At 65.4% G+C, this 25,448-nt stretch carries 24 protein-coding genes; 12 read left to right on the top strand and 12 right to left on the bottom strand.

Annotation, left to right across the window (positions count from 1 at the left end):
* Nucleotides 1-99: 99 nt before the first annotated feature.
* From P0645_RS02740 to P0645_RS02725, 4 genes are read right to left on the bottom strand one after another with little or no spacing between them, the layout of a single operon-like run.
* On the bottom strand, nucleotides 100-864 hold the full coding sequence (locus tag P0645_RS02740) for an ABC transporter permease (RefSeq protein ID WP_284163022.1): 765 nt from the start codon (nucleotides 862-864) through the stop codon (nucleotides 100-102).
* 17 nt (nucleotides 865-881) lie between these two features.
* Entirely contained in the window at nucleotides 882-1,619 is a 738-nt protein-coding gene (locus tag P0645_RS02735) for an ABC transporter permease (protein WP_284163021.1), read from the bottom strand.
* Nucleotides 1,620-2,390, bottom strand: coding sequence for a transporter substrate-binding domain-containing protein (locus tag P0645_RS02730; protein WP_284163020.1), 771 nt, complete (start codon nucleotides 2,388-2,390; stop codon nucleotides 1,620-1,622).
* A gap of 34 nt (nucleotides 2,391-2,424) precedes the next feature.
* On the bottom strand, nucleotides 2,425-3,201 hold the full coding sequence (locus P0645_RS02725; protein ID WP_284163364.1) for an ABC transporter ATP-binding protein: 777 nt from the start codon (nucleotides 3,199-3,201) through the stop codon (nucleotides 2,425-2,427).
* 212 nt (nucleotides 3,202-3,413) lie between these two features.
* On the opposite strand from P0645_RS02725, the gene P0645_RS02720 reads away from it, so the two are divergent.
* The 3 genes from P0645_RS02720 to P0645_RS02710 are packed head-to-tail and all read left to right on the top strand — an operon-like array spanning nucleotide 3,414 to nucleotide 6,734.
* Nucleotides 3,414-3,956, top strand: coding sequence for a TetR/AcrR family transcriptional regulator (locus tag P0645_RS02720; RefSeq protein ID WP_502866308.1), 543 nt, complete (start codon nucleotides 3,414-3,416; stop codon nucleotides 3,954-3,956).
* 13 nt (nucleotides 3,957-3,969) lie between these two features.
* Nucleotides 3,970-5,154 (top strand): pyridoxal phosphate-dependent aminotransferase, encoded by a 1,185-nt coding sequence (locus P0645_RS02715; RefSeq protein ID WP_284163018.1) that lies wholly within the window; start codon nucleotides 3,970-3,972, stop codon nucleotides 5,152-5,154.
* Entirely contained in the window at nucleotides 5,154-6,734 is a 1,581-nt protein-coding gene (locus P0645_RS02710) for a 5-guanidino-2-oxopentanoate decarboxylase (protein ID WP_284163017.1), read from the top strand. Before P0645_RS02715 ends, P0645_RS02710 begins: the two co-directional genes overlap by 1 nt.
* 75 nt (nucleotides 6,735-6,809) lie before the next feature.
* Here P0645_RS02710 and P0645_RS02705 read toward each other — a convergent pair whose 3' ends face one another.
* Nucleotides 6,810-8,087, bottom strand: coding sequence for an HlyD family type I secretion periplasmic adaptor subunit (locus P0645_RS02705; protein ID WP_284163016.1), 1,278 nt, complete (start codon nucleotides 8,085-8,087; stop codon nucleotides 6,810-6,812).
* Nucleotides 8,084-9,808, bottom strand: coding sequence for a type I secretion system permease/ATPase (locus P0645_RS02700; RefSeq protein WP_284163015.1), 1,725 nt, complete (start codon nucleotides 9,806-9,808; stop codon nucleotides 8,084-8,086). The genes P0645_RS02705 and P0645_RS02700 overlap by 4 nt, the downstream gene beginning before the upstream one ends.
* Before the next feature lie 396 nt (nucleotides 9,809-10,204).
* Between P0645_RS02700 and P0645_RS02695 the strand changes: the two genes are divergently transcribed.
* A complete protein-coding gene (locus tag P0645_RS02695) occupies nucleotides 10,205-12,265 on the top strand; it encodes a M10 family metallopeptidase (protein ID WP_284163014.1) in 2,061 nt (686 codons plus the stop codon).
* Nucleotides 12,266-12,427: 162 nt separating this feature from the next.
* On the opposite strand, the gene P0645_RS02690 is transcribed toward P0645_RS02695, so the two are convergent.
* Both P0645_RS02690 and P0645_RS02685 read right to left on the bottom strand, forming a co-directional pair.
* A complete protein-coding gene (locus tag P0645_RS02690; RefSeq protein ID WP_284163013.1) occupies nucleotides 12,428-13,819 on the bottom strand; it encodes a glutamine synthetase family protein in 1,392 nt (463 codons plus the stop codon).
* Nucleotides 13,816-15,189 carry an aspartate aminotransferase family protein gene (locus P0645_RS02685; protein ID WP_284163012.1) on the bottom strand — a complete coding sequence of 458 codons (1,374 nt, stop codon included), beginning with the start codon at nucleotides 15,187-15,189 and terminating at the stop codon, nucleotides 13,816-13,818. Before P0645_RS02685 ends, P0645_RS02690 begins: the two co-directional genes overlap by 4 nt.
* A 556-nt stretch (nucleotides 15,190-15,745) precedes the next feature.
* Between P0645_RS02685 and P0645_RS02680 the strand changes: the two genes are divergently transcribed.
* Nucleotides 15,746-16,285, top strand: a complete 540-nt coding sequence (locus tag P0645_RS02680; protein WP_284163010.1) for a Hint domain-containing protein — start codon at nucleotides 15,746-15,748, stop codon at nucleotides 16,283-16,285.
* 54 nt (nucleotides 16,286-16,339) lie between these two features.
* Here the strand turns inward: P0645_RS02680 and P0645_RS02675 are convergent, their stop codons facing one another.
* Together P0645_RS02675 and P0645_RS02670 are read right to left on the bottom strand one after the other, a co-directional pair.
* Nucleotides 16,340-17,092: an RlmE family RNA methyltransferase gene (locus tag P0645_RS02675; RefSeq protein WP_284163009.1), complete on the bottom strand. Its 753-nt coding sequence runs from the start codon at nucleotides 17,090-17,092 to the stop codon at nucleotides 16,340-16,342.
* Nucleotides 17,093-17,176: 84 nt separating this feature from the next.
* Entirely contained in the window at nucleotides 17,177-18,292 is a 1,116-nt protein-coding gene (locus P0645_RS02670) for a Ppx/GppA phosphatase family protein (protein ID WP_284163008.1), read from the bottom strand.
* Nucleotides 18,293-18,602: 310 nt separating this feature from the next.
* Here P0645_RS02670 and P0645_RS02665 point away from each other — a divergent pair, with 310 nt between their 5' ends.
* Genes P0645_RS02665 through P0645_RS02655 form a run of 3 tightly spaced genes read left to right on the top strand, consistent with a single transcriptional unit; the run spans nucleotide 18,603 to nucleotide 20,828 of the window.
* Complete coding sequence (locus P0645_RS02665; protein WP_284163007.1) at nucleotides 18,603-18,899, top strand: virulence factor; 297 nt, start codon at nucleotides 18,603-18,605, stop codon at nucleotides 18,897-18,899.
* A 31-nt stretch (nucleotides 18,900-18,930) separates the two neighbouring features.
* Complete coding sequence (locus P0645_RS02660) at nucleotides 18,931-19,854, top strand: methylenetetrahydrofolate reductase (RefSeq protein ID WP_284163006.1); 924 nt, start codon at nucleotides 18,931-18,933, stop codon at nucleotides 19,852-19,854.
* 14 nt (nucleotides 19,855-19,868) lie between these two features.
* Nucleotides 19,869-20,828 (top strand): methyltetrahydrofolate cobalamin methyltransferase, encoded by a 960-nt coding sequence (locus tag P0645_RS02655; RefSeq protein ID WP_267631839.1) that lies wholly within the window; start codon nucleotides 19,869-19,871, stop codon nucleotides 20,826-20,828.
* A gap of 111 nt (nucleotides 20,829-20,939) precedes the next feature.
* On the opposite strand, the gene P0645_RS02650 is transcribed toward P0645_RS02655, so the two are convergent.
* Together P0645_RS02650 and P0645_RS02645 are read right to left on the bottom strand one after the other, a co-directional pair.
* Nucleotides 20,940-21,686: a GNAT family N-acetyltransferase gene (locus P0645_RS02650; protein ID WP_284163005.1), complete on the bottom strand. Its 747-nt coding sequence runs from the start codon at nucleotides 21,684-21,686 to the stop codon at nucleotides 20,940-20,942.
* A gap of 31 nt (nucleotides 21,687-21,717) precedes the next feature.
* Nucleotides 21,718-22,146 carry an outer membrane protein assembly factor BamE gene (locus tag P0645_RS02645; protein ID WP_284163363.1) on the bottom strand — a complete coding sequence of 143 codons (429 nt, stop codon included), beginning with the start codon at nucleotides 22,144-22,146 and terminating at the stop codon, nucleotides 21,718-21,720.
* 206 nt (nucleotides 22,147-22,352) lie between these two features.
* Between P0645_RS02645 and P0645_RS02640 the strand changes: the two genes are divergently transcribed.
* From P0645_RS02640 to P0645_RS02625, 4 genes are all read left to right on the top strand, one after another.
* On the top strand, nucleotides 22,353-22,901 hold the full coding sequence (locus tag P0645_RS02640; RefSeq protein WP_284163004.1) for a YceD family protein: 549 nt from the start codon (nucleotides 22,353-22,355) through the stop codon (nucleotides 22,899-22,901).
* A gap of 198 nt (nucleotides 22,902-23,099) precedes the next feature.
* A complete protein-coding gene (gene rpmF / locus P0645_RS02635; RefSeq protein WP_267631836.1) occupies nucleotides 23,100-23,306 on the top strand; it encodes a 50S ribosomal protein L32 in 207 nt (68 codons plus the stop codon).
* 24 nt (nucleotides 23,307-23,330) lie between these two features.
* A complete protein-coding gene (gene plsX, locus P0645_RS02630) occupies nucleotides 23,331-24,455 on the top strand; it encodes a phosphate acyltransferase PlsX (RefSeq protein WP_284163003.1) in 1,125 nt (374 codons plus the stop codon).
* Nucleotides 24,452-25,426, top strand: coding sequence for a beta-ketoacyl-ACP synthase III (locus P0645_RS02625; protein WP_284163002.1), 975 nt, complete (start codon nucleotides 24,452-24,454; stop codon nucleotides 25,424-25,426). Before plsX ends, P0645_RS02625 begins: the two co-directional genes overlap by 4 nt.
* Nucleotides 25,427-25,448 lie beyond the last annotated feature (22 nt).

The raw sequence follows: 25,448 nt of genomic DNA, 5'->3' as shown, positions 1-25,448 counted from the left end.
CTTGCCTCAGGCGGGGATATTTGAGCCAGAATGAAAGCCCTTGCCCCTTCATCTTGGCGCAAATACCTCGGGGGTGCGGGGGCAGCGCCCCCGCGCACTTTACGCCACGCGGCTCGGGAACCGGCTTTCGAACCAGCGGAACAGAAGCACGATCAGCCCGGTGATCGACATATAGACGACGGCTAGGAGGAGGAGCGGTTCATAGACGATGAACGTATCCTGCCGGACCCTGCCCGCGACGGCGTAGATATCGATGACCGTGATGGTCGCGACCAGCGGCGTGGCTTTCAGTTGCAGCACCGTCTCGCCGCCAAGCGTCGGCAGAACCCGGTGCAGGGCCTGCGGCAGCCAGATGCGGCGGAAGAGCGTGAAGCGCGGCATGCCCATGGCCCTGGCGGCCTCCAGTTGCCCGTGCGGCACGCCCTTGAAGGCGCCGCGCATCACCTCGCCCTCGTAACCCGCGACCGAGAGAGACAGTGCCACCACCGCATAGGGCCAGGCCTGTCGCAGGATCGGCCAGAGATCGGACTCCCTGATCCAGGGGATCGAGGGGAAGAAGGTGCCGATGCCGTAGTAAAGCAGCCAGAGCTGCAAGAGCAGCGGCGTGCCGCGGATGATGCTGCAGAAGATGCGGGCGGGGGCGGCCAGATACCAGGGACCGACCGCCTGCGCGAGGCCCAGGGGGATCGCAAGCGCCATGCCGATCACCATGGTGACGATCAGAATCCAGAAAGTGTTCCATATGCCGGTCCAGATCAACGCCTGATACTTGGGGTTGCCAAGCCAGTCCCAGCGCAGGGCATAGGCGGACCAGACTGCCAGAGCGAGAACGAGGGCGATCATCACCAGGCGGCGGGGAATCATCAGTTCCTTCAGCATCCCTACCGTCCCATCGTCCGCTGCCCGCGCCGTGCCCAGCGCTCGATCCGCGAAAAGATCAGCGTCGAGACGAGCGAGAGCATGAGGTAAAGCACGCCCGCCGCCATGAAGAAGGTGAAGAAGGCCTTCGTCGTGCCCGCGGCCTGACGGGTCGCCTGCGTCAGCTCGGCAAAACCCACGACCGCAAGAAGTGCCGTGTCCTTGGTGGCGACGAGCCACAGGTTCGCAAGCCCCGGCACCGCCGCCGCCATCATCAGGGGCAGCGTGATCCGGCGGGCGAGCAGGAGGGGCGGCATGCCCATGGAACGAGCCGCCTCGATCTGGCCCGCAGGCACCGACAGGATCGCGCCGCGCAAGACTTCGGTCGCATAGGCGCCCTGCACCACGCCCAATACCGCGATGCCAGCGGCCACGCCGGAAATCTGGATGCGGGAATAGCCGAAGCTCAGCAGAAGCTGGTTCACCGCATCGGTCACCGCGAAATAGAGGATAAGGATGAGGACCAGTTCGGGCACTGCCCGGACGACGGTCGTGTAGATGGCCAGAAGATCCTTCAGGACCGGCCCGCCATAGAGCTTGCCGAAAGCCCCGCCCATCCCGATCAGGATACCGAGCCCGAAAGCCCCGACTGCGATCTGGACGGAATTCCAAAGTCCGGCCAGCAAGGTCGCCCCCCAGCCGGGGGGCGAATAGGCCAGAAGCGGCAGGGTGGAGGCGCCGGACGCCTCGAAGCCAAGCACTTATTCGCCGTAGATCGAAGAGGCGAAATAGTTCTTGGTGATGGCGTCGTAAGTGCCATCGGCGATGATCGCCGCGATGCCCGCGTTGATCTTGCCCTTCAGCTCGTCCTCGCCCTTGCGGATGCCCGCGCCGACGCCAAGGCCGAGGATCGCCGGGTCGTCGGCAACGGCGCCTTTCGATTCGCAGCAGGCCGCACCCGCTTCGGTCGCGAGGAACGCGTCCATCGCGATCGAATCCGCCTGGATCGCATCGATCCGGCCCGCGGCGAGATCCTGGTTCGCCTCGTCCTGGGTCTGGTAGACCTTCACTTCGGCGGCAGTCGGGGCGAAATACTGGTTCACATAGGCCTCATGCACAGTCGAGGCCTGAACGCCGATGATCTTGCCCGCAAGTCCCTCGGCCGTCGGCGTGATGTCGGAACCGTTCGAGGCGATCACGACCGTCGGGGTGTTGTAGTACTTGTCCGAAAAATCGATGGTCTTCAGCCGTTCCTCGGTGATCGACATCGAAGCCATGATCACGTCGATCTGGCCCGACGTCAGCGAGGGGATGATCCCGTCCCAGGCGACCGGCGTAATCGCGCAGTCCATCTCGGCCGCCTTGCAGACGGCGTTGATGATCTCGACCTCCCAGCCGACCCAGTTGCCGGAGGCATCGGGCGAGGCGAACGGCGGATAGGGTTCGGCGGCGATGCCGATCTTGACCGGGTCGGCATAGGCGGCGGCTCCGAACAGAAGCGACGCGGCGAGCGCTGCAAGTTTGATCTTCATTCTCTTCCTCTCAGTTGGATGTGTATGCGCCGGGTTAACCCACGGACTTCAGGAATTGCTTGAGACGCTCTGATTGCGGCGCCCCGAAGAGCTGTTCGGGCGGTCCTTCTTCCTCGACCAGACCGTTGTACAGATAGACGACATGGCTCGCGACCTCGCGGGCGAATTTCATCTCGTGGGTCACGAGAATCATCGTGCGACCCTCCTCGGCGAGGCCGCGGATCACGTTCAGGACCTCGCCCACCAGTTCGGGGTCGAGCGCCGAAGTGGGCTCGTCAAAGAGCATCGCCTGCGGCTCCATGCAAAGCGCGCGGGCGATGGCCGCCCGCTGCTGCTGGCCGCCCGACATGAAGGCGGGATAGACATCGGCCTTGTCCGACAGCCCGACCCGCGCGAGAAGGACTTTTGCCCGCTCGATCGCCTCTGCCTTCGGCACGCCCAGCACGTGGACCGGCACTTCGATCAGGTTTTCCATGACCGTCTTGTGGGTCCAGAGGTTGAAGCTTTGAAACACCATGCCAAGGCTCTGACGCAGCCGCTCGATCTGGCGTCGGTCGGCGGGGCTGCCGTCGGGGCGCATCCTCACCTTCTCGCCGCCGATGTGAATCTCGCCCGCCGTCGGTGTTTCAAGGAAGTTCACGCAGCGCAGCATCGTGGACTTTCCCGAGCCGGAGCCCCCGATCACCGCGACCACATCCCCCTTGCGCGCGGTCAGGGACACACCCTTCAGCACTTCGAGGTTGCCAAAAGCCTTGTGAAGATCGACGATACGGATAGTGTCGGTCAGGTCGCGTCCTGCGGCGCTTTCCATCGTCGAAGTGGCGTCAGCGGTCAAACCACCCTCCCCCAAGCGGTATTCTCTTGCAATGAAAACCACACTTCTGCAACTATGCAAGTGTATAATTCGGTGATCCGATGGACCCGCGGAAAAAATTCGAGCGAAAGGGCGAAGTGGCCCGCAGGGAGCAGCTGATCGAGGCCGCACTCGAAGCGATTGCCGAGGGCGGCTTCCCGCAGGCCACAGTGCGCGAGATCGCGCTGCGTGCAGGCGTGACTCAGGGACTGATCCGGCATTACTTCGCCTCGAAAGAGGAACTGACGCGCGAGGCCTATCGCGCCTTCATGACCGACATGACGCAGAAGGGTCTCAGTCAGATCCCGCCTGATCTTGTCGATCCCGGCGCCCGTCTTGCGCATTTCATCGCGGCAACGCTGCGCCCTCCCATCATGACCGACCGTCAGGTCACCCTTTGGACGGCCTTCATCCACCGCACCCGCAGCCATCCCGATCTGGCCGGAATTCATAACGAGACCTATCTGGCCTATCGCGGGACAATCCAGGCCCTGCTGGAACGCTTGCCGGGAATCGAGACAACTGACCAAGCACGGCGCCTAGCGATTGCCCTGAATGGCCTGATCGACGGGCTCTGGCTAGAGGGCGCAACCGAGGAAAACCATTTTGACCCCGACGAAGTCGTCGATATCGCACTGATGGCGGCAAGCCGGATTGTCGGTGCCGATCTTGTGCGCCATAAGCCTGCACCCAGCGCCAACGCAGAGACATGACCGGAAGACATCCATGAGATACGCAAGGATCACCGACCGACTGAGCACGCTTGGCGGGTCGAAATGGGCGTTGCACAGCCGCGCGCGGGCGCTGAAGGCGGCGGGCGAGGATATCCTTGAATTTACCATCGGCGAGCCCGATGTGCCCACCCCCTTGCCGATGCGCGAGGCGGCGACGGCCGCCATCGCGGCGGGCCGCACCGGTTACTCGAACGGGCGCGGCGAACCGGCGCTGCTCAAGGCCCTGTCCGATCGGTACACATCCCGGCTGGGGCGGCCGGTCGGCACCGACCAGTTCATCTGCCTGCCCGGCACCCAGACCGCGATCTTCGCGGCCCTGAAGGCGGTGGCCGACGAGGGCGACGAAGTCATCGTCGGCGATCCGATGTACGCGACTTACGAGGCTGTGGTGGCCGCGAGCGGCGCCAGGGTCGTGCCGGTGGCGCTGCGCCCCGAGAAGGGGTTCCGCCTGCAGGCGACCGATGTCGCAGCGGCGATCACGCCACGCACCCGGGCGATCTTCCTCAACAGCCCGCACAATCCCACGGGCGCCATCCTGACCCGGGACGAGATCGTCGCCATCGGCGATCTGGCGAAGAAACATGACCTGTGGCTCATCTCCGACGAGGTCTACGAGGACCTGATCTTCCCCGGCGAGAGCTTCCTGTCGCCCTTCGCGCTTGACGATCTCGCGCCCCGCACCGTGGTCTGCACCTCGATCTCCAAATCCCATGCCGCGCCCGGTTTCCGCACCGGCTGGTGCCTCGGCTCGCCCGAGTTTGCCGCGCGCCTTCTGCCGCTGGCCGAGACCATGCTCTTCGGCAACCAGCCCTTCATCGCCGACATGACGGCGGCGGCACTCTCCGCCCCCTCGCCCGTCGCCGCCGGGATGGTCGAACGGTTCGCCAAGCGTGCGGAGCTTTTCCATGCGGCGCTCGACGGCAAGGCCGGGCTGCGCGTTCACCGGCCGCAGGCGGGCATGTTCGTGGTGATCGACGTGCGCGCGACCGGGCTTACCGGCATCGAGTTCGCCACCGCGCTCCTCGATCAGCAGAAAGTCGCGGTGATGCCCGGCGAAAGCTTCGGCCAATCCTTCGGCGGCTGGCTGCGCGTCTCGCTCGGCCAGCCCGATGACCTGTGCGAGGAAGGCTGCCGTCGCATCCTGTCTTTCGCGGAAACTCTGAGAAAGGCTGCCTGATGGCTTCTGTCGGCGAAGAACTGGTGCGCGGGCTGAAGGCGCGCGGGGTCGAGGTGGTGTTCGGCATTCCGGGCGTCCATACGATCGAGCTTTACCGGGGCCTAGCCGGGTCCGGCATCCGCCATGTGACCGCGCGCCACGAAGGCGGCGCGGCCTTCATGGCCGATGGCTATGCGCGCGTCTCGGGCAAGCCCGGCGTCGCCTTCGTCATCACCGGGCCGGGCCTTCTGAACGCGCTGACGCCGATGGGCCAGTCGCGCGAGGATTCGGTGCCGGTCCTGATCATCTCGGGCGTGAACAACCGCGCGAGCCTCGGCCAGGGGCTGGGCTTCCTGCATGAACTGCCCGATCAGGCGGGCATGGTGCGGCCGCTCTGCCCCTCGTTCCAGATCACCGCGCCGGAGATGGTCGAGCGGGTGCTGACCCAGGCCTTCGCCGCGCTGACCGAGGGGCGCCCCGGCCCGGTCCATATCGAAGTGCCGACCGATGTGATGCCGCTGCCCTGCCCGCCCCTGCCCTCTTCGGTCGCGGCTGCAGCGCCACGCGCGCCAGACGCCGACCAGCTGACCGAGGCGGCGGCGCTTCTGAACCGCGCCAGGACGCCGGTGATCCTCGCGGGCGGCGGCGCCCGCCATGCGGGCCGGGAACTGCGCGCGCTTGCCGAGCGGCTGGACGCGCCGGTCATACAGACGACGAACGCGCGCGGGCTGCTCTGGCAGCATCCGCTGAGCCTCGCCGCCTCGCCGAGCCTGAAATCGGTACGCGCGCTCATGGCCTTGGCGGATCAGGTGCTGGCGGTGGGCACCGAGCTTGGGGTCACCGACTATGACATGTACGGCACCGAGGGCATGCCCGACCTCGCCGCCATGATCCGCATCGACCTTTGCGCGGCGCAGCTTGCCCGCCACCCGGCGGCGCTGGCGGTGCGGGCAGAGGCCGGACGGGCGATGCAGGCGCTGCTGCCGCTGCTGGAGCAGAAAGCCACGGGGGCGGCGGACCGCGTCGCGGCGACCATGCGGGCCGCGCGGGCGGAACTCACCGGCCTCTCGCCCACACTCGCCCGCTACCTGCCCTTCGTCGAGGCGATGCGCGACGCGGTGCCCGGCGCGATCATCGTGGGCGACAGTACCCAGCCGGTCTATGCGGCGAACATCACCTATGATCACGACCGGCCGGGCGGCTGGTTCAATGCGGCAACCGGCTTTGGCGCGCTCGGCTTCGGTCCCGGTGCCGCCGTCGGCGCGGCGCTCGCTGCGCCCGGCGCGCCGGTCATTTGCCTGATCGGCGACGGCGGGCTGCAGTTCAGCCCGGGCGAACTCAGGACCGCCGTGGACGAGGGCTTGCCGATCACTTTCCTCGTCTGGAACAGCGCTTCCTATCAGGAGATTGCCGACGCGATGGTCGCGGCGGATACCGAGGTGATCGGCTGCAACCCATCGCCGCTCCGGATGGAGCCGTTCGCCGCGGCCTGCGACCTGCCGTTTCAATCAGTCCCGCTCGACATCGCCGCCCTGAAAGCCGCGCTCGCGCAAGCGGCCACCGGCCCGCGCATGATCGAGGTCCGCACCCGCCCGCTCTGAGGCGCGCGCGACCGGAGCGGCCGAAATCTTTCAAAGATTTCGGACCGGATTTCGTGACGAAATCCGGCGCCCGTTCTACTCGCGGAAGGCGCGGGTAAAATAGTCGGTGAAGGGTTTCATGAGATAGGAGAGCGGCGAACGCTCGCCGGTACGGATATAGACCTCGACCGGCATGCCCGGAAGCAAGGGCTTTTCGGGCAGCGCCGCACCTTCGTCGGCACGCAGTTCTGCGGTGTAGAATTGCGCGCCGGTCCGTTCATCGACGGTCACATCGGGCGACAGCCTCAGCACCGTCGCCGCCACCTCGGGCGTCGTGCGGGCGTCAAAGGCGGAAAAGCGCAAGGATGCCGCCTGCCCGATATGCACGCTGTCGATATGATAGATATCGACATGGGCCAGAACCGTCAGGTCCGCGTCCCTGGGGATCACGAACAGCACCGGATCGGCAGGCCGGATCACCGAGCCGATCGTATGGACGCGCAGGTCATGGACGATGCCCGCCATCGGCGCCCTCAGTTCAAGCCGCCTGAGCTTTGTCTCGACCGCGTTCAGCTGTTCCTGGACACCTGCCGCCCGCGCCTCGACCTCGCGAAGTTCCCCAACCGCCTTCTCGCGCCGCTCTGCGCGCAACTGCAACTGCTCCACATCCAGCTGCGCGATCCGGCCGAGGTTGCGCGCCACCGTTGCCTCCGCCTCGCCGAGCGAGCCCTGCAGACGCGCCGCCTCGCGGCGGAGCGCGGTGACACGCACCGCCTCGACCAGACCCTTCTTGAACAGGTCCTCGACGTCGGAAAGCTCCGAGGCATTCAATTCGATCTGGGTACGCAGCGCCCCTTCCTGCGCACGGAGGCCGCCGATCTCGTTCTCGACCTGCAGTTTCTGTTCGCCGTAGGATTTGCCGGTCTCCTCCAGCGTCTTCAGCCGCGCGGTGAAAAGCGTGCTTTGGCCGGCGCGAACCTCTTCGACCGCCTCGGGCGTGCCGAGCGCTTCGAGCCCGTCGGGAAAGGCGATTTCCGGCAGATCGTCACGCTCGGCCTTCAGCCGCGCCGCCTGGGCGCGCAGTTCCAAAAGCTGCCCCGCGAAGATCGCGCGCTGCGACAGAAGCTCGGCATCGTCGAGGACCAGAAGAACCTGCCCCTGCTCGACCAGATCGCCGTCCGTGACCAGAAGCCGGTCGACCACCCCGCCGTCGGGATGCTGGACGACCTGCCTGCGGCTTTCGACCGCGACCTGACCGGTCGCGACCACGGCCCCGGACAGCGAAGCACGCGCACCCCAGACGAAGATTCCGAGAAAAAGCACAAGGCAGGTCAGAAGGCCGAAGAGCACCGGCCTGCGGATGTTCCAAGTCATGACAGCGCCCCCGCGCCCGGCACCGGCCGCGGGCCCTGCACGATCTGGCTATGGTTCGCCACGATCTTGCGCAACACCTCGTCGCGCGGCCCGAAGGCAGCCTGCTGACCGTTTCTGAGCATCAGGAGGAAATCACATTCGGCAATCGCGGCCGGACGGTGGGCCATGATGATCACCACGCCGCCCGCCTCTTTCTGCGCGCGGATCGCGAGGTTCAGCGCTTCCGACCCCGATGCATCGAGGTTGGAATTCGGCTCGTCGAGGATCAGGACCTGTGGCGAACGGTAGAGCGCCCGCGCCAGCCCGATCCGCTGGCGCTGGCCACCCGACAGCCGGGCCCCCGCCGCGCCGACGGGCGTATCATAACCCTGCGGCAGGTCGAGGATCATCTGGTGGGCGCCCGCCGCCTGCGCGGCCTTGACGCAGGCCTCCGCATCGGGCGTGGAGGACAGCCGGGCGATATTTTCTGCGACCGTTCCGTCGAACAAGGCCACATCCTGCGGCAGATAGCCGAAATAGGCGCCCCGCGCCGCTTCGTCATATTGATCGAGCCGCGCGCCATCGAGCCGGATTTCCCCGGCAGCGGGCGGCCAGATACCGGCGATCGCCCGGGCGAGCGTCGACTTGCCTGACGCACTTTCGCCCACCACGCCAAGCGCCTGACCGGGCTCAAGCGCGAAACTGATCCGCGCGAGCGTGGGCTTGGTCGCGCCCGGCGGCACCATAGCCAGATCGCGCACCTGCAACCGCGCCGCAGGGCGCGGCAGCGCCGTCAGTTCCGCCGCGCTGCCCACTTGGGATAGAAGTGTCGACAGCGATCTGTGGCCCTGCGCGGCGCGCGCGACATGCGACCAGCCGCCCACCAGCTGCTCGACCGGCGCCAGCGCCCGCCCCATGAGGATCGAGGCGGCGATCATGCCGCCCGCCGTCATCTTGCCCTGGATCACCAGCCAGGCGGCAAGCGCCAGCATCGCCGATTGCAGGAAAAGCCGGAAAGTCTTCACCACCGTGCCGAAACCGCCGTTCAGGTCGGCAAGGCCAAGCTCGCGCGTCAGCCCGACATCGCGCTCGCGCCGCCACCGGCCGATGGCGGCATCGACCATGGAAAGGCCGCGCACGGTCTCGGGCTGGGCGCGGATCTGTTCGGCGATGCGGGTCGAGGCGCTCGCGGTACGCGCCGCCTCAGCTGCGGGCGCCCGGCTCATGCGCTGGTTGAGGATCATCAGCACGACCAGAACCACCCCACCCACCGTCGCGAGCACCCCGAGCCAGGGGTGGAAGACGAAGATCGAGAGCGCGAAGAGCGGCGCGAAGGGCAGATCGAGGAAGGAATAGGCGAGCGGCGAGCCAAGAAAGCGGCGCAGGGCCTCCAGATCGGCCAGCGCCGTCGCGCCCTCCTTCGCCAGCGCGGGCGGCGCGATCATCGAGGCGCGGAAGGCGGGCGCGTCCAGATCGCTTTGTATCTGCGCGCCGATGCGGGCGCCGACCCGCGCCCGGACCCCGTCAAGGACCGCCATCGCCGCATACATGAAGCCCAGGACGAGAAAGAGCGCGATCAGCGTCGGCTCCGACCGGCTGGGCAACACGCGGTCATAGACCTGCAGCATGAAGAGCGGCCCGGCAAGCATCAGGAGGTTGACGAAGAAACTGAACAGCGTGACCGCAAGGATCGCGCCCCTGTGCCGACCGATCGCCGCCTTGAGAGGGTTGCTGCCTGCCATGGTTCCCGTTTCGCTCCTCTTGCGGGCCTCCGCCCTCCAGCAGCACGGCGCCTTACGAAGGCTGACCGGTGCTCGCGGTTCGCCCGGCATAAGTCTTCCGATAGGAATATGTCAAATTGCGGTCGCGAACGGTCGCATGAACTGGCAGATAACCGCGCCCTCTACGGATGCTCACGAAAGACGATTGTCAAACAATCGGCGCATTCATCGCGCATAGGCGCTGACTGTCGGGACAACCCGATGGTCCGCGCGCGCGCACCGCAGCGTCACAATGTTGCCGCTTGACCGAAGCCGCGCGAACTGGTGGAAAAGCGAGGTTTAGTTGGGGTTGCGAATTTTCACCATAAGGGATTCCAAGCCGCAATCCGAGACACGAAAGCATAAAGGGACAAAGCAATGAGCGGAATCGGACACTCTTTCAGATATGTTACCCGGACCTTCGATGCAGGCATTGATGGTGTCCTATCCGGATATGCCTGGAATGATGCGACCATCACCTATTCGTTTCCGACCTATGACGAATACGGGTACGGCGACGAAGCGCTGACCTTTTCGCCAGTAACCTGGTCCGTAGAGCAAGCGACGCGGTTCGCACTGGACATGAGCGATGGAAACGCCGCAAACGACGGATTCTCCGTCGAAGGCTTCACCGGCGTTGATGTCGCGCAGACCTTTGCCACCGACGCCCACCTCCGGCTCGGCTATTCCGACGACCCGAGCACGGCCTGGGCCTACTTTCCCGGGTCCGGCAGCTGGACCGGCGACATCTGGCTGGGGCGCGATCCCGAGTTGCAGACGCCGACGGCGGGCAATTGGGCGTGGTCAACCGTTCTCCACGAGATCGGCCATGCGCTGGGGCTCAAGCACCCTCATGATACCGAGACAGGCCCGGGCGGTACGTTCTTTCCGATGCCCTATAGCTACGACGCGATGGAATATTCCATCATGAGTTATAGTTCGTTCGTCGGCGATACGGGAACGGGCTATGGAAACGAAGATTACGGCTTCGCCCAGACCTACATGATGTTCGACATCGCCGCCCTTCAGGAGATGTACGGCGCGGACTATACGACCAACAGTGGCAATACGACCTACAAGTGGACCCCCGGCAGCGGCACGACCTATGTGAACGGCGTGGCGGCAATCACGCCCGGCGCGAACCGCATCTTCGCGACGATCTGGGATGGCGGCGGGATCGACACCTATGATCTGTCATCCTATTCCAATAACCTGCAGATCTCGTTGCAAGCGGGCGCCAGTTCGCTCTTCTCCGCGTCGCAGAGCGCCTATCTTGGCGTCAATCACTATGCGTCGGGAAACATCTACAACGCGCTTCTGTATCACGGCAATCAGCAGTCGCTGATCGAGAACGCCATAGGCGGGAGCGGTAACGATTGGATCGAGGGCAACAACATTGCCAACTTTCTGTCCGGTAGCGTCGGGAATGATACCCTAATGGGCCAGTCCGGCAATGACACGCTGCTGGGCGGCGCAGGCGCGGATGTGCTTCATGGCGGCGTCGGCATCGACGCGGCGAGCTATGGCAATTCGGCCAGCGGCGTCATGGCGAACCTGAAAAATTCGTCGATCAACACTGGCGATGCGGCCGGCGACATCTATACCGGGATCGAACATCTGTTTGGATCGTCCCATGCCGACACGCTCTTTGGCGACGGGAACGGCAACTTCCTCCTGGGAAATGCCGGCGACGACCTTCTGTTCGGAAACGACGGCAATGACGTCATCTTCGGGCGCGATGATAATGACATTCTCGTGGGCGGGCGTGGCGCTGACGTTCTGGACGGCGGGAATGGCTTCGATACCGCCTCCTATCTGTCTGCGGCGTCAGGTGTGGTTGTCAATCTTACCACGGGCCGTGGAAGTTCGGGTGAAGCGGCGGGCGACTCGCTCATCTCTATCGAGAAGCTCGTCGGCAGCCGCTTTGGCGACACGCTTGTCGGTTCCCTTGGAAACGATGCCATCTATGGCGACAACGGCAACGATTTAATCAATGCATCGGTGGGCCACGATGCCGTTTGGGGCGGGAATGGAGATGACACGTTGTACGGCAGCAATGGCAACGACGTGCTTGGCGGGGGCGCCGGGAACGACTGGCTGAGAGGGGGCGCCGGCAACGATGCCTTCGTCTTCAGGGGTGTCCTCGATGCCGCCACCAATGTCGATCTGATAACCGACTTCACTGTGGGGGAAGATGTCATCCGGCTCGGACATACAGTCATGAGCGCGCTCGGCAACACCTTTGGTACGCTCGGCAGCGCCTTCTTCCATGCCAGCGCCACCGGTCAAGCCACCACAGCCAGCCAGGTGATCCTATACAATAGCACCACGGGTGCGCTGGTCTATGATGCCGATGGCAACGGTGCGGGCGCGGGGATTCAGTTTGCCACCCTGACCGCGGGTCTCGCCCTCACGGCGACTGATTTCGCCGTCGTCTGAAACAATCTGTCGCCAGGATGGTCCTCGGAGTCACCACACTGACCCCGAGGACCAGCTGGTCGGAAGCGGCGGCCCCCGGCCAGCTTTGGCGCGTCTGCACCTGATTGCACCGACTTCGCGCTATCGTCAAACGGTTGTTTCGTCCGAAACAGTGTTTTTTCTTTATACAGTATGCAGATAGAGGTCGTAGTCCACGTCAGATATCGTGCGGTTGACCCGGTCATACTCGGCGGATTTCACCGCGACGAAGGTCCGGTGCATCTCTGCGCCCAAGGCAGATCGCAGGAAGTCGGAGCCGCGCGCAGCCTCGATCGCGCTGCGCCAGTCGCGCGGCATCGCCGCGCTCGCCTCGTCCGAATAGCCATTCCCGGTTGTTTCCTGACCGGGATCAATGCGGTTCGCGATTCCATGGCGAATCGCGGCAAGCACGGTCGCTGCCACCAGATAGGGGTTGGCATCGACGCCTGACGGCCGGTGCTCGATCCGGCGCGCCGCCTTCGCGCCTGCCGGGATGCGCAGCGCGACCGAGCGGTTGTTCACCCCCCAGTTGATCGACACCGGCGCATAGGACTGGTTGGCGAAGCGCCGCCAGCTGTTGGCATGGGGCGCGAAGACCAGCATCGTCTCGGCCATGGTCGCGCGCATGCCGCCAAGCGCATGCAGCAGAAGCGGGTTCCACTGGCCCTCGACCTCCTCGGCGAACAGGTTCCCGCCCTGTCCGTCCTGCAGCGAGACGTGCAAATGCATCCCCGACCCGGCATAGCGCTCGATGGGCTTGGCCATGAAACAGGCGGTCACCCCGAAGCGCCGCGCCGTCAGGCGCACGATCCGCTTCAGCCGGATCAGGTCGTCGGCGGCCTGAAGCACATTCGTCCGGTAATGCAGCGTCAGTTCATACTGCCCCGGCGCATATTCCGAGATCACGGTTTCGGCCTTGATCCCGGCTTTGGCGGCGCCTGCGTAGATCTCGGAAAACAGGGGTTCCATCCCGTGCAGGTGATCGACGGAATAGACCTCTGTCTTGTCCGACCGGCGGCCGTCCAGCACCGCATCGGCCGGGCGGACCCGGCCGTCGGCATCGCGGTCGTTGGCCAGCAGGAAGAACTCCAGTTCGAACGCGCCGGCCGGATAGAACCCCTCCGCCTCCATCGCCGCGACCTGGGCGGCAAGCGCATGGCGAGGATCGGAATACATGGGCTTTCCGTCGAGCGTATATTGCGACAGGAAGACCTCGCCACGCGGCGGGTTCGTGCCCTGCAGGGCCACGAGCGTGCCCGGCACCGGCCAGCCCCGGACGTCGCCATCGCCCTGATCCCAGATCAGCCCGGTCTCATGCACATCCTCGCCGCAGATGTCGAGCCCGAGGATCGAGATCGGCAGATGGCGACCGGACTTGTAGATCGACAGAAGCTCGTGCCGACGGATGATCTTGCCGCGCCCGATGCCGTTCGAATCGTGCAGCACGATGTCGAAGGCCTCGATCTCGGGATGGGCAGCAAGGAATTCTTCCGCCTCGGCGACGGTCGCGCCCGACGGGCAGGTATCGGCAGTCATTGGAACAGCTCCGCAGTGATGGCGTCGAAGGCGGCGATCAGCCGGTCGATCTGGTCAAGGCCCGTCGCAGGCGAGACGAGCATCATGTTGTGGAAGGGCGCGATCAGGCAGCCACGATTGACCAGCGCAGAGTGGATCGCCTTTTCCAGCGCAGGCTTGTGCGCCTCATGGCTTTCGGACCCGTTCCTTAGGGGCGTCGGGTGGCAGATGAATTCGACCCTCGCGCCGACGCGCACCACATGCCAGGGCGCGCCATGGCGCTGGATGACATCGGCGAGGCCGCGTTCCAGCCGTGCCGCACCGGCTTCCATATGGGCGTAGTTCTCGGCGGTCATCACCTGTGAAAGGTTAGCCTTCATCGCCGCGAACTGCAGGGGATTGGCGGACAGGGTTGTGCCGATGCCGGAGAAGCCCGCGGGCCGGGCCGCGTCATAGTCGCGGAACCGGCGCGCAACCTCCCCGGTCATGCCCCAGACCGAAGCGGGCAGCCCGCCCGCCACCGGCTTGCCCACCACGAACATGTCGGGCTCCAGCCCGTGGGTGCGGGTATAGCCGCCAAGGCCGGAAGAGATCGTATGGGTCTCGTCGATGATCAGAAGCGTTCCATACTTGCGCGTCAGGCTGCGCAGCGCCTTGTGATAGCCCGGGTCCGGCAGGACCATGCAGCAATTGGTCATCACCGGCTCTGCCAGCACCGCCGCCACGTCGCCTTCCGCAAGCGCGGTTTCAAGGGCGGGCAGATCGTTGAACTCGACAACTTTTGAAGTGGTCGAGAGATCGACGACCTGCCCCACGAGGCCCGGCCGCTCGACCGTCTTGCCCTCCACAGGGCGCACCATCGCGTCATCGACCGCCCCGTGATAGCAGCCTGCGAAGAACAGGATCTTCGGTCGCCCGGTCACCGCCCGCGCCACCCGGATCGAGAAGCGGTTGGCATCGGTCGCGGTCGTGGCAATCTGCCAGACGAAGGGGCCGAACCTCTCCTGCAAGAGCCGCCCGACCTCAAGCGCATCGGTGGTGGGCAGCATGTAGGTCAGGCCCTTCGCCCCCTGTTCGGCCAGCGCGCGCGCCACCGGCTCGGGCGAATGGCCGAACATCGACCCCGTATCACCGAGGCAGAAATCGTCGAGCCGGTTGCCGTCGATATCGACAAGCTCCGCCCCCTTCGCCTTGGCCACGAGGATCGGGAAGGGCTGCGGCCAGTCCTTCATCCAGAGCATCGGCACGCCGTCGAGGAAGGCGGCGGTTCCGGCGGCAAGCGCCGCGCGGGTCTTCGGCCGCGCGGCGGCATAGATGTCGGCCTCGCGCGCCGAAATGGCGGCCAGCCTTTCGGCGGACACACCGCCGATCATGTCAGTGGAAGTCGTCATGGGTCACCTGATCTGTTGAGAGAATGGTTGGGCGGATCAGGCGGCGGGCGGTGCAGGCAGGCCAAAACGCTGACGTTCGAAGCCACGGCACAGAGGTGCGGGCAGCTTTGCGCGACGCGAGCGCCGTGCCGCACCGAAGCATTTCAACTGAACCCTCATATGCATAATTTGATCATATATACGAAATCACCGCCCTTCGCCAGCAGGTTTGCTTTCCGTCCGGGCCCATTTGCCAACCGCGATCCGTGACGGTGCGACGAATCGTCTGCCGGCCGATGCCGTGCGCGATTTCATCCCGGAAGCGCGATTATCAGGCCGATCGTCGAAATTTGTGCGCCAGGCAGAAACCCGGAGCGACGGCACCGACCGAAAGCTTTGATCGCTCGCGGCAACGGCCTAGGGTGCATCATCAGAAGAAGCGCCCCGTGACATATTTTCGTCGCGACTTCCTGCGGGGCGGAAGCGTAATTGGTATCGCTGGTAGTGATTTTGTTGAACACCACATTCTAGTGTGCGGCCCGCTTTGCAAGGCGGTGTCCGCTTTTGGACATATCCCATGAATTTTGACCTGATGCGATTCACGACCGAGACTATAGGCTCCGCCTCACCGCGCCCCTTCACGGCGCCGCCGACCGCGCCCGATGGCCCGGCGGAACGCCCAAGCAAGCTCTGGTCGCTGCCGGGCCTGTGCTGGAACGCCAATGTCATGACCTCGTTCGGGGCGCTGCCGGTGCAAGTGCTGCGCCAGCACGATCCGCTGCGCCTGGACGACGGCCAGATCAGGCGCATCGCCTGGATCGACAAGGTGCAGCTTGACGAAGGCTTCCTGACCTCGTTTCCCGATGCCCAGCCGATCCTGATCCGGGCCGGGGCGCTCGGGCCCGGCCTGCCCGCGCGCGACATGACCGTGTCACCCGCCCAGAGGGTTCAGACCCAGACCATGAACTTCTCGAAAGAGACCCGCACGGCGCGGGAACTGATCGGCCGTCCCGGCGTTATGAGGAAGCCGGAAACGATGGTGACCTACTACCTGTTCCATTGCGGTCAGCCCGCCGGCATCCAGGCCGAAGGGATGACGCTACAGACTGCTCCCTGAAGGGCGCGGGGCCCCGTCCGTCTTAAGCGCCCTTCTAGGCGGGCGGGGCTTATCCTACGCAGGCGTCGCAGCCGATGGCGCATCTTCCGCGCGACGTCCGCGAAAGCCGGTCGCCACCACGAATTTCTCGGAACTGTCGGCCCGGCTCGCGGGCGGCTTGACGTTCGCGACCTTGGTGAAGGCGCGCTTCAGGATCGCCTGAAGTTCGTTCTCGGCCCCGCCGGCCAGAACCTTGGCGACGAAGGTTCCGCCCTCTTCCAGCACATCGAAGGCAAATTCCGCCGCCGCCTCGCAAAGCGCGATGATCCTCAGGTGATCGGTGCCCTTGTGGCCGGATGCCGCCGCCGCCATGTCCGACATGACCACATCGGCCGGGCCGCCCAGCCAGGCCTTGACCTTGTTGTCGGCGCCATCCTCGAGGAAGTCCAGCTGATGGACCTCGGCACCTGCGATCGGTTCGACCTCCTGCAGATCGACGCCCAGCACCTTGCCGACCTTCTTGCCCGATTTCTCGCCAAGTGCATTCACGCGCCTGACCGCCACCTGGCACCAGCCCCCCGGCGCGCAGCCCAGATCGACGACGCGGGCACCCGGCACGAGGAAGCGGAACTTGTCGTCAAGCTCGAGGATCTTGAAAGCCGCCCTGCCCCGGTAGCCTTCCTTCTTGGCCCGCTGGACATAAGGGTCGTTCAGCTGCCGTTCGAGCCAGAGCGTCGAGGAAAGCTTTCGCCCCTTGGCCGTCTTCACCCGCACCCGCAGCTCGCGTTGTCCGCGTCCCGATGTGTTCCCCGAAGGGGTCTTTGCCATCTTCCCCTCCTGTCCGGGTTCCAGCTTCTTCTTTGCCCAAATACTCAGATCGCGCGCTGGCCGCAATCGCCCCGGCCCGCAGGATCAGAACGGCCCTTCCTCCAGCACGCCGTCCGCCGACATCTGCGCATAGAGAAGCCCCTCGCGCAGGCCCCGGTCGGCGACCGACAGCCGGTCGGTCGGCCAGACCCGCATCAGGGCCTGCAAGATCGCGGAGCCGGACATGATCAGCGAATGGCGGTCGCGGCCGATGCGCGGGTCGTTCTTGCGGCCTTCGGGGCCGAGCTTCAGGTAATCGCGGATCACCCGGTCGATCTGGTCGGAGGTCATCCTCAGCCCGTCCACCTTGGTCCGGTCGTAACGGCGAAGCCCCAGATGGCTGGCGGCGACCGTCGTCACCGTGCCGGATGTTCCGATGATCTGAAACCCCTCGCGCGGCTGGCTGGCGTTGTAGGGCGAGAAATCGGCCAACTGCTCCTCGAAATGCCAAGACATCAGCGCGAAGCGCGCCGCATCGTCGTCGACATCGCTGAACTGGTCCTTGAGCGTGGCGACCCCAAGCGGCACCGATATCCAGTCCACCACCTTCGCCGCCGGGAAGGGGCTGTCGACCGTATGAAAACCGGCATGCAGGCGCATGATTGCGCGCGGCCGGTCGTGGCGCGGCACTGCGGAGAGGTCGATCCAGACAAGCTCGGTCGAGCCGCCACCTATATCGACGACCAGAAGCTGTTCGGTGCGGGTCGAGACGAGCGGCGCGCAGGAAATGACCGCAAGCCGTGCCTCTTCCTCGGGCTGGATGATCTCCAGCGGCAGGGCGGTTTCCCGGTGGACGAACTTCAGGAATTCGCGGGCGTTCTTCGCCCGGCGGCAGGCCTCGGTCGCGACCAGCCGCATCCGCTTCACGCCATGCTGCTCGATCTTCTTGCGGCAGATATGCAGTGCCTGAACCGTGCGCCCCATCGAGGCACGGCTGAGCTTGCCCGACGCCTCAAGCCCCTGCCCCAACTGGACCGCTTTCGAGAAACTGTCGATGACGTGGAACTGGCTGCCCTTCGGCTGCGCAATCAGCATCCGGCACGAATTCGTGCCGAGGTCGAGCGCAGCATACAGCTGCGCCGGGTCTGGTTTGGCGATCGTCGGGGGCTCAACCGGTACCGGGAACACACCCTGACCGCCGGGACGCCTGGGCGCCTTCATAACGCCCTCCAAATCAACTTATCCCCAACCTACCCCCGCGCCCGGACGCAATCAAGGCACAGCGGGTCCTGCGTTCGCCCTTGTCACGATTCTTTGTTGATCAAACGATCAAAAGCGCGATCCGCGCGGTCGGCGGCCGGGGCGCTCTCACGATGTTCATGAGAATTTTTCCGGCATTGGCCGCTCGCCCTCGGCGGCCGTTCGCGCTATCGCTGGGCATGCAAGTCGCTCTGATCGCGCGCCATGTCGAAATCCGACGTTTGGTGTCGCGAACGGGGCGGTATGAGAGGCCGAAACCGACGGAGTCATCATGGCAGACGTGACGATCGTTTACTGGCGCGACATCCCGGCCCAGGTCATCGTGGGCAAGGGGCGCCGGGGCGTGAAGAAAGTGCTGCCCGAACGGTTCGAACAAGCCATCGACCGCTGCGCCATGAAGGTGGGCGCGCGCGACACCGACGCCTATCTCGCCGAATGGCGCAAGGCGCCTGCGGTCGTGGTCGAGGGCGAGGACGAAGCGGTCGCGGCGGCGGAAGCCGCGCGGCTCGACGCCGAATATGACCAAGAGCGCATCAAGGCGCTGATCGCGAATGACGGCTGGGCGTGACGTGCCCGGCCAAGGCCTCTGGAGAGCTGCAATGGCACTGTTGAACTTCCGCCGCAAGGAAGCCCCCGCACCGCAGGTGAGCGGCGAGACGGTCGAGGCCTTTCTCGAAGGCTATTCGATCGAGGTGATGCCGCGCACCGCCGAGAAGGTCGAGGATTTCCGCGAGCTGCTGCCCAAAGGCACCCGGGTCTACATCGCCCATATCGACGGCACGCCGATCGAGGACATGGTGGCGACGGCGAAGCGCATCAATGCCGAAGGCTTCAAGGTGATGCCGCACTTCCCCGCGCGCATCATCAAGGACAAGGCGACGCTCGCCGACTGGATCGCCCGCTATCAGGGCGAGGCGGATGTGCGCCAGGCGCTCCTCCTCGGCGGCGGCGTCTCGACCCCGCATGGCGATTTCGACAATTCGATGCAACTGATCGAAACCGGCCTGTTCGACGGGTTCGAGCGGCTGCATGTCGCAGGCCACCCGGAGGGCAACAAGGATATCGACCCCGACGGGTCTGACCGCAACGTGATGGAGGCGCTGCGCTGGAAGCAGGCCTTCAGCGAGCGGACCGATGCCAAGATGGCCATGGCCACCCAGTTCTGCTTCGAGGCCAAGCCGGTGATCGATTGGGTGAACCGGCTCAATGCCGAAGGCATCAAGCTGCCTGTCCATATCGGCGTCGCAGGCCCCGCAAAGCTGCAGACGCTTATCAAGTTCGCCATCGCCTGCGGTGTTGGCCCCTCGCTCAAGGTTCTGCAGAAGCGGGCGATGGATGTGACCAAGCTTCTCCTGCCTTACGAGCCGAACGATTTTGTGGCAGAACTGGCGGCGCACAAGGCGGCGAACCCCGATTTCGGCATCGCTGCCGTGCATTTCTTCCCGCTTGGCGGGATCAAGACCAACGCGACCTGGGCCATCGAGCATGGCGGCAAGAGTGCCGTCCCAGCCGCAAAGAACTGAGAAAAGGCATAAGAATGACCCGCACCGTCCTGGAATCGAAGACCAAAACCGTCGTCATCGGCTTTGACGAGCCCTTCTGCGTGATCGGCGAGCGGATCAACCCCACCGGCCGCAAGAAGCTGGCCGCCGAGCTGGAAGCCGGAAATTTCTCGACCGTCGAGAAGGACGCGCTGGAGCAGGTCGCCTGCGGGGCCATGGTGCTCGATATCAACGCGGGCGTCGTCTACAACTCGAACCCCGATCCCAACCTCACCGAGCCGCCCCTGATGACCTCAATGGTGCAGCTTGTGCAGGGCCTTGTCGATGTGCCGCTCTGCATCGACTCGTCGGTGCCCGGCGCGCTGAAGGCGGGGCTGGAGGCGGCCGAGGGTCGCCCGCTCCTGAACTCGGTCACCGGCGAGGAAGAACGTCTGGAACTCGTCCTGCCGCTCGTGAAGAAATATAACGTGCCGGTCGTCGCCATCTCGAACGATGACACCGGAATTTCCGAAGACCCCGATGTCCGCTTCGAGGTGGCCAAGAAGATCGTCCAGCGCGCCGCCGATTTCGGCATCCCGGCACATGACATCGTGGTCGATCCGCTGGTGATGCCGATCGGCGCCATGGCGACTGCAGGCCAGCAGGTCTTCGCGCTGGTCAAGCGCCTGCGCGAGGAACTGGGCGTGAACACCACCTGCGGCGCTTCGAACATCTCGTTCGGCCTGCCGAACCGTCACGGTATCAACGCGGCCTTCCTGCCGATGGCGATCTCGGCCGGCATGACCAGCGCCATCATGAACCCGGTCCGCCAGGTCGAGATGGAGGCGATCCGCGCCGCGAACCTCCTGATGAACCACGACCCGAACGGCGGCGAATGGATCCGCTTCTCGAAGGTTCTCGAAGCGGTCGAGGGCGGCATGACGTTCGCGGAAGCCTCGGCTGCGCAGTCGAGCGCCGCATCGGGCCGTCGCGGCGGTCGTCGCGCCCGCGCCTGAACTGGCGCAACATTATGTCGGCACGGCTCCTCGTCGGCCTCCGGCCGCTCGTCGCGGGCGCGCGAAGAGCGCCGAAGGCGACGATGAGCCCGCCTGGATGGTCAGCGCCGGTTATTTCGCCTTGCACAGCGCAAGTCGTGCGAGCGCCTTCATCGCCCTTGCCCGCGGGGGCGGTACACGCGCGGGCTCCAGCGCCATGAAGACATGCGTCGTTCCCAGGTCGGCATCCTCGACCGCGTCGGGGCCGACCCAGGCACCCGCTCCGAGGTAAAGGCGCAGGAGCGGCGGCAGGCCTTTCGCAGCCGGTTCGGCCAACGGCACTGGCGCCGGATGCCACGCCTTGGGTCCAAGGTCCGCCGGACCCGCGTGGCGCGCCTGAAGCCAGCTCAGCGCGGCAGCATGTTGCCCGGCCTCCGCCCCCGGAAAGGAAGCGCAGCCGAACAGCAGCGCGATCCGGTTGGCGAGCACCAGCCGCGTCAGCCCCGCGAGCATCAGGCGTATCCCATCTGTCGCGCCCCCCTGAGGCGCGTCGAGCCAGAACCGGCCAAGCTCGGCCACCGGACGCCCGATCCGCGCAAGCGGCGCGAGGTCGTAGCGCCCGGCGGAATAGCCGGTTGCCGCTGCCGACCCGTCCGCAAAAAGCTGCAGGCGAAAGCCGCCGACCGCGACCGCGTCACTCTCTCGTCGCAGAAGGAAATGCCGACAGAACGGATCGAACCGATCGCCATCCGGGAGCCCGGACGGACGGAAGCGGGACGCGCGCGCACGAATCGCCCCGGCCACCGCCTCGGTGGAACGGGCCTCGACCAGCGCGAGGCCCCCGCCCGCAACCAGAGGCAGGAAGGCGGGCTCCGGCATGGAAAGTGCCCTGCCCTCGCCGCCCACCGGCTCAGTTCTTGTTGAGGAAATCGGCGGCGCTGAGGTTGCCGATATTGCCCAGAAGCTGCTGCAGGAAGCTCAAGCCCTTGATGTTGCTGTCGGTCACCCGGCGCGAGATCACGACCGCCTGGCCCTTCTCCAGCCCGAAACGCTCGACGTTCGAGACGACGCCCTCGTCATCATAGCTGATGGCGACGACCTGGCGGTCGATCTCTACCGGGGCGCGCAGGCCGACCTGTCTGAAGCGCGAGCCGACGTAATACCAGCCCGACCCGGTCAGGATGCCGATCGACGAAGGCCTGCCGACCGCATCCGCCACGTCCTGCTGCGTGGACTGACCGACCACCACCTCTTCGAGGTCCTTGTCGGTCGGCACATAGCCATGGTTCGAATAGATCGCCGAACAGGCCGCGAGGACGGCGAGCACGAGCCCGGCCATGCTGATCCGCAGGACGGACCCGAACTTGCCGCCAAAATTGCCCAACGTCACACCCGCCCCCTGTTCCCTTGTCTTGTGCTTGCCATCACGGCGGAAGCCTTTTATCCGGCTTACAACAAGGCGCCCGGGTCCGACAAGGACCGAAACCGCACGTTGGCCAAAGGCCGGTGCCGACGCGACCGCCGATTGTTCAAAGGAGAGAGAGAATGGCGGCAGACACCCCCTATTCGCATCCGGTCCGCACCGCCGCCCTGCCCCAGCGCAAGCCGCACTGCTTCGATCTGTCGCCCGATGCGGCCGCACGCGCGGCAATCGCCGCCGAACTCGGCCTTCTTGACCTGCCGTCCGTCCGCCTTAAGGGCGAACTGCGCCCGTCGGGGCGCCGCGATTTCGTGCTGGATGCCCGGCTTTCGGCCGGCGTGGTGCAGCCCTGTGTGGTCACGCTGGCGCCCGTCCCTGCCCGGATCGACGAGCCGGTCACGCGGCGCTACATGGCAGACTATCAGGAGCCCCAGGGCGACGATGTCGAGATGCCCGAGGATGACACGACCGAGGCCCTTGGCGAGGTGATCGACCTTGGCGCGGTTCTGGTCGAGGCGCTCTCGCTGGCGTTGCCGCTCTATCCGCGCGCGGATGGTGCCACTTTCGAGGGGCAGATCGCCTCGGAGGCGGGAGCCGAGCCGCTGACCGACGAAAAACTGCGGCCTTTCGCAGGTCTCGCCGACCTCTTGAAGGGTAAGGACAGCCCGGAATGAGTGCGGCGTCTGGCTCCGCTGATGCTGCGTTGCAGCAGGCGCATGAATCCGGCCAGAAAAGACTTGCGCCCGCCCGGAATCGCAGTATGTTCCCGGCCTCGCTTGTAACTTGGGTTCGCACCCGGTCGCGCTTAGGCAACCAGTGACGAAACCCCTGGAAAACCGGGGCAATGGCCCCCAAAAACCCGAGGTTGAGACATGGCTGTCCCTCAGAACCGCACCACGCGGTCCCGCCGCAACATGCGCCGCGCCCACGATGCGCTGGTCGCCGCGAACCCCAATGAATGCCCGAACTGTGGCGAGCTGAAGCGCCCGCACCATGTCTGCGGCGCCTGTGGTCATTATGACGGCAAGGAAGTTGTCGCTCAGGCGACCGAAATCGACCTGGACGACGCTGCCGCGTAAGGCGGCGCGACCGGCGTCTGACCCATGTCCTCCAGTCATACCGTTCCGGGTGACGACCAGACAGCGGGCCAGCCGGGCCGAATCGTCATTTCCGTCGACGCGATGGGCGGCGACCGCGGGGCGGTCGCCGTTGTGCTTGGCATGGCCGACAGCCTGGCCCAATGCCCCGACCTCGCCTTCCTCGTCCATGGCAACGGGCCGGAACTGACGCAGCTTCTGGCCAAGCGTCCCGATCTGGCCGCGCGCACCACGGTTGTTGCCACCGAAGAGGTGGTGACGATGGAGGACAAGCCAAGCCAGGTGATGCGGCATGGCCAGAAGACCTCGATGTGGTCGGCAATCGACGCGGTGAAGGAAGGCCAGGCGCAGGCCGCCGTCTCCTGCGGCAATACCGGCGCGCTGATGGCGGTCTCGATGCTGCGTCTGCGCAAGCTGCCCGGTGTCAACCGGCCCGCCATCGCCTGCCTCTGGCCTTGCCGGGCGCCGCATGGCTTTGCGGTGATGCTCGATGTGGGCGCAGATGTGAAAGCCGATCCCCAGGACCTCTTGCAATATGCGCTGATGGGCGCCTCCTATGCGAGAAACGGCCTCGGCCTTGCCCGGCCGCGCGTCGGGCTCCTGAATGTCGGCACCGAGGAACACAAGGGCCGGACCGAGATCAAGGACGCCAACGACCTGATCGGAAAGGCGACCGAGGCGGGCGCTTTCGAGTATGTCGGCTTCGTCGAGGGCAACGACCTGCCGTCGGGCCGGGTCGACGTGATCGTGACCGACGGTTTCACCGGCAATATCGCGCTGAAGACCGGCGAAGGCACGGCAAAGCTCGTGGGCGATTTTCTCAAGGAAGCTTTCAACGCGACGATACTGTCGAAATTCGCGGCCCTCCTCGCGCTCAACTCGTTGAAGCGGCTGCAGATGCGGATTGACCCGCGCCGGGTGAATGGCGGCGTCTTCCTCGGCCTGAACGGCACGGTGGTGAAGTCGCACGGCTCGGCCGACGCGACCGGGGTTTCGGCCGCGATCCAGCTTGCGCGGCGGCTGGCCCTTTCAGGCTTCACCGAACGGCTGAAAGCCCGGGTTGCGTCGGCGATGCTGCCGGGGCAGGATGCCGCGATGGGCACCGGGGAAAAGAGCAGAGACCAAGAATGACCATCCGTGCCGTAGTGAAGGGCGTAGGGCATTATCTGCCTGCCCGAACCGTCCCGAACAGCGAATTCGAAGGCAAGGTCGAGACGAGCGACGAATGGATTCGCGCCCGCACCGGCATCGAGCGGCGCCATTTCGCGGCCGAGGGCGAGACGACATCCGATCTGGGCGCCGCCGCCGCCCGTGCGGCGCTCGCCGACGCGGGTCTTGAGGCAGACGCGCTGGACGCGATCATCGTCGCCACCTCGACGCCTGACCTGACCTTTCCGTCCGTCGCCACCATGGTGCAGGCCAAGATCGGCATGACGCGCGGCTTTGCCTTCGATGTGCAGGCGGTCTGCGCGGGCTATGTCTATGCGCTGGCCAATGCCAATGCCTTGATCCTGTCCGGTCAGGCACGGCGCGTGCTGGTGATCGGCGCCGAGACCTTCAGCCGCATCCTCGATTTCACGGACCGCTCGACCTGCGTTCTCTTCGGCGACGGCGCCGGGGCCGTCGTGCTTGAGGCTGTGGGGGGCACCGGCACGACCGAGGATCGCGGCATCCTGTCGACCGACCTCAATTCCGATGGCAGCTACCGCGATCTTCTCTATGTCGATGGCGGCGTCTCGACCAGCGGAACCGCCGGGCACCTGAGAATGCAGGGCAATCAGGTCTTCCGCCATGCCGTTGAAAAGCTTGCCGAAACCGCCCATACCGCGCTGGCCAAGGTCGGGCTCGATGGCGGCGATGTCGACTGGATCGTGCCGCATCAGGCCAATATCCGCATCATCGAGGGCACGGCGAAACGGATGCAGGTGCCGATGGAACGCGTGGTGGTGACCGTGCAGGACCACGGCAATACCTCGGCCGCCTCGATCCCGCTGGCCCTCTCGGTCGGCAAGGAACGCGGCCAGATCAAGGAAGGCGACCTTCTGGTCACCGAAGCGATCGGCGGTGGCCTCGCCTGGGGATCCGTCGTTCTGAGGTGGTGAAAGACCGCCTGAAAGGCGCTTT

Source organism: Frigidibacter sp. SD6-1 (genome assembly GCF_030143255.1).
GTDB lineage: Bacteria > Pseudomonadota > Alphaproteobacteria > Rhodobacterales > Rhodobacteraceae > TMP-24.
Note: the sequence above shows the minus strand (reverse complement) of the source record. Positions and strands in the feature narration are given on the sequence as shown.

Coding starts and splice junctions, on each gene's coding strand:
- P0645_RS02740 (WP_284163022.1), bottom strand. CDS start 864: ATGATTCCCCGCCGCCTGGTGATGATCGCCCTCGTTCTCGCTCTGGCA.
- P0645_RS02730 (WP_284163020.1), bottom strand. CDS start 2,390: ATGAAGATCAAACTTGCAGCGCTCGCCGCGTCGCTTCTGTTCGGAGCC.
- P0645_RS02725 (WP_284163364.1), bottom strand. CDS start 3,201: ATGGAAAGCGCCGCAGGACGCGACCTGACCGACACTATCCGTATCGTC.
- P0645_RS02715 (WP_284163018.1), top strand. CDS start 3,970: ATGAGATACGCAAGGATCACCGACCGACTGAGCACGCTTGGCGGGTCG.
- P0645_RS02710 (WP_284163017.1), top strand. CDS start 5,154: ATGGCTTCTGTCGGCGAAGAACTGGTGCGCGGGCTGAAGGCGCGCGGG.
- P0645_RS02705 (WP_284163016.1), bottom strand. CDS start 8,087: ATGACTTGGAACATCCGCAGGCCGGTGCTCTTCGGCCTTCTGACCTGC.
- P0645_RS02700 (WP_284163015.1), bottom strand. CDS start 9,808: ATGGCAGGCAGCAACCCTCTCAAGGCGGCGATCGGTCGGCACAGGGGC.
- P0645_RS02695 (WP_284163014.1), top strand. CDS start 10,205: ATGAGCGGAATCGGACACTCTTTCAGATATGTTACCCGGACCTTCGAT.
- P0645_RS02690 (WP_284163013.1), bottom strand. CDS start 13,819: ATGACTGCCGATACCTGCCCGTCGGGCGCGACCGTCGCCGAGGCGGAA.
- P0645_RS02685 (WP_284163012.1), bottom strand. CDS start 15,189: ATGACGACTTCCACTGACATGATCGGCGGTGTGTCCGCCGAAAGGCTG.
- P0645_RS02680 (WP_284163010.1), top strand. CDS start 15,746: ATGAATTTTGACCTGATGCGATTCACGACCGAGACTATAGGCTCCGCC.
- P0645_RS02675 (WP_284163009.1), bottom strand. CDS start 17,092: ATGGCAAAGACCCCTTCGGGGAACACATCGGGACGCGGACAACGCGAG.
- P0645_RS02670 (WP_284163008.1), bottom strand. CDS start 18,292: ATGAAGGCGCCCAGGCGTCCCGGCGGTCAGGGTGTGTTCCCGGTACCG.
- P0645_RS02665 (WP_284163007.1), top strand. CDS start 18,603: ATGGCAGACGTGACGATCGTTTACTGGCGCGACATCCCGGCCCAGGTC.
- P0645_RS02660 (WP_284163006.1), top strand. CDS start 18,931: ATGGCACTGTTGAACTTCCGCCGCAAGGAAGCCCCCGCACCGCAGGTG.
- P0645_RS02655 (WP_267631839.1), top strand. CDS start 19,869: ATGACCCGCACCGTCCTGGAATCGAAGACCAAAACCGTCGTCATCGGC.
- P0645_RS02650 (WP_284163005.1), bottom strand. CDS start 21,686: ATGCCGGAGCCCGCCTTCCTGCCTCTGGTTGCGGGCGGGGGCCTCGCG.
- P0645_RS02645 (WP_284163363.1), bottom strand. CDS start 22,146: ATGGCCGGGCTCGTGCTCGCCGTCCTCGCGGCCTGTTCGGCGATCTAT.
- P0645_RS02640 (WP_284163004.1), top strand. CDS start 22,353: ATGGCGGCAGACACCCCCTATTCGCATCCGGTCCGCACCGCCGCCCTG.
- rpmF (WP_267631836.1), top strand. CDS start 23,100: ATGGCTGTCCCTCAGAACCGCACCACGCGGTCCCGCCGCAACATGCGC.
- plsX (WP_284163003.1), top strand. CDS start 23,331: ATGTCCTCCAGTCATACCGTTCCGGGTGACGACCAGACAGCGGGCCAG.
- P0645_RS02625 (WP_284163002.1), top strand. CDS start 24,452: ATGACCATCCGTGCCGTAGTGAAGGGCGTAGGGCATTATCTGCCTGCC.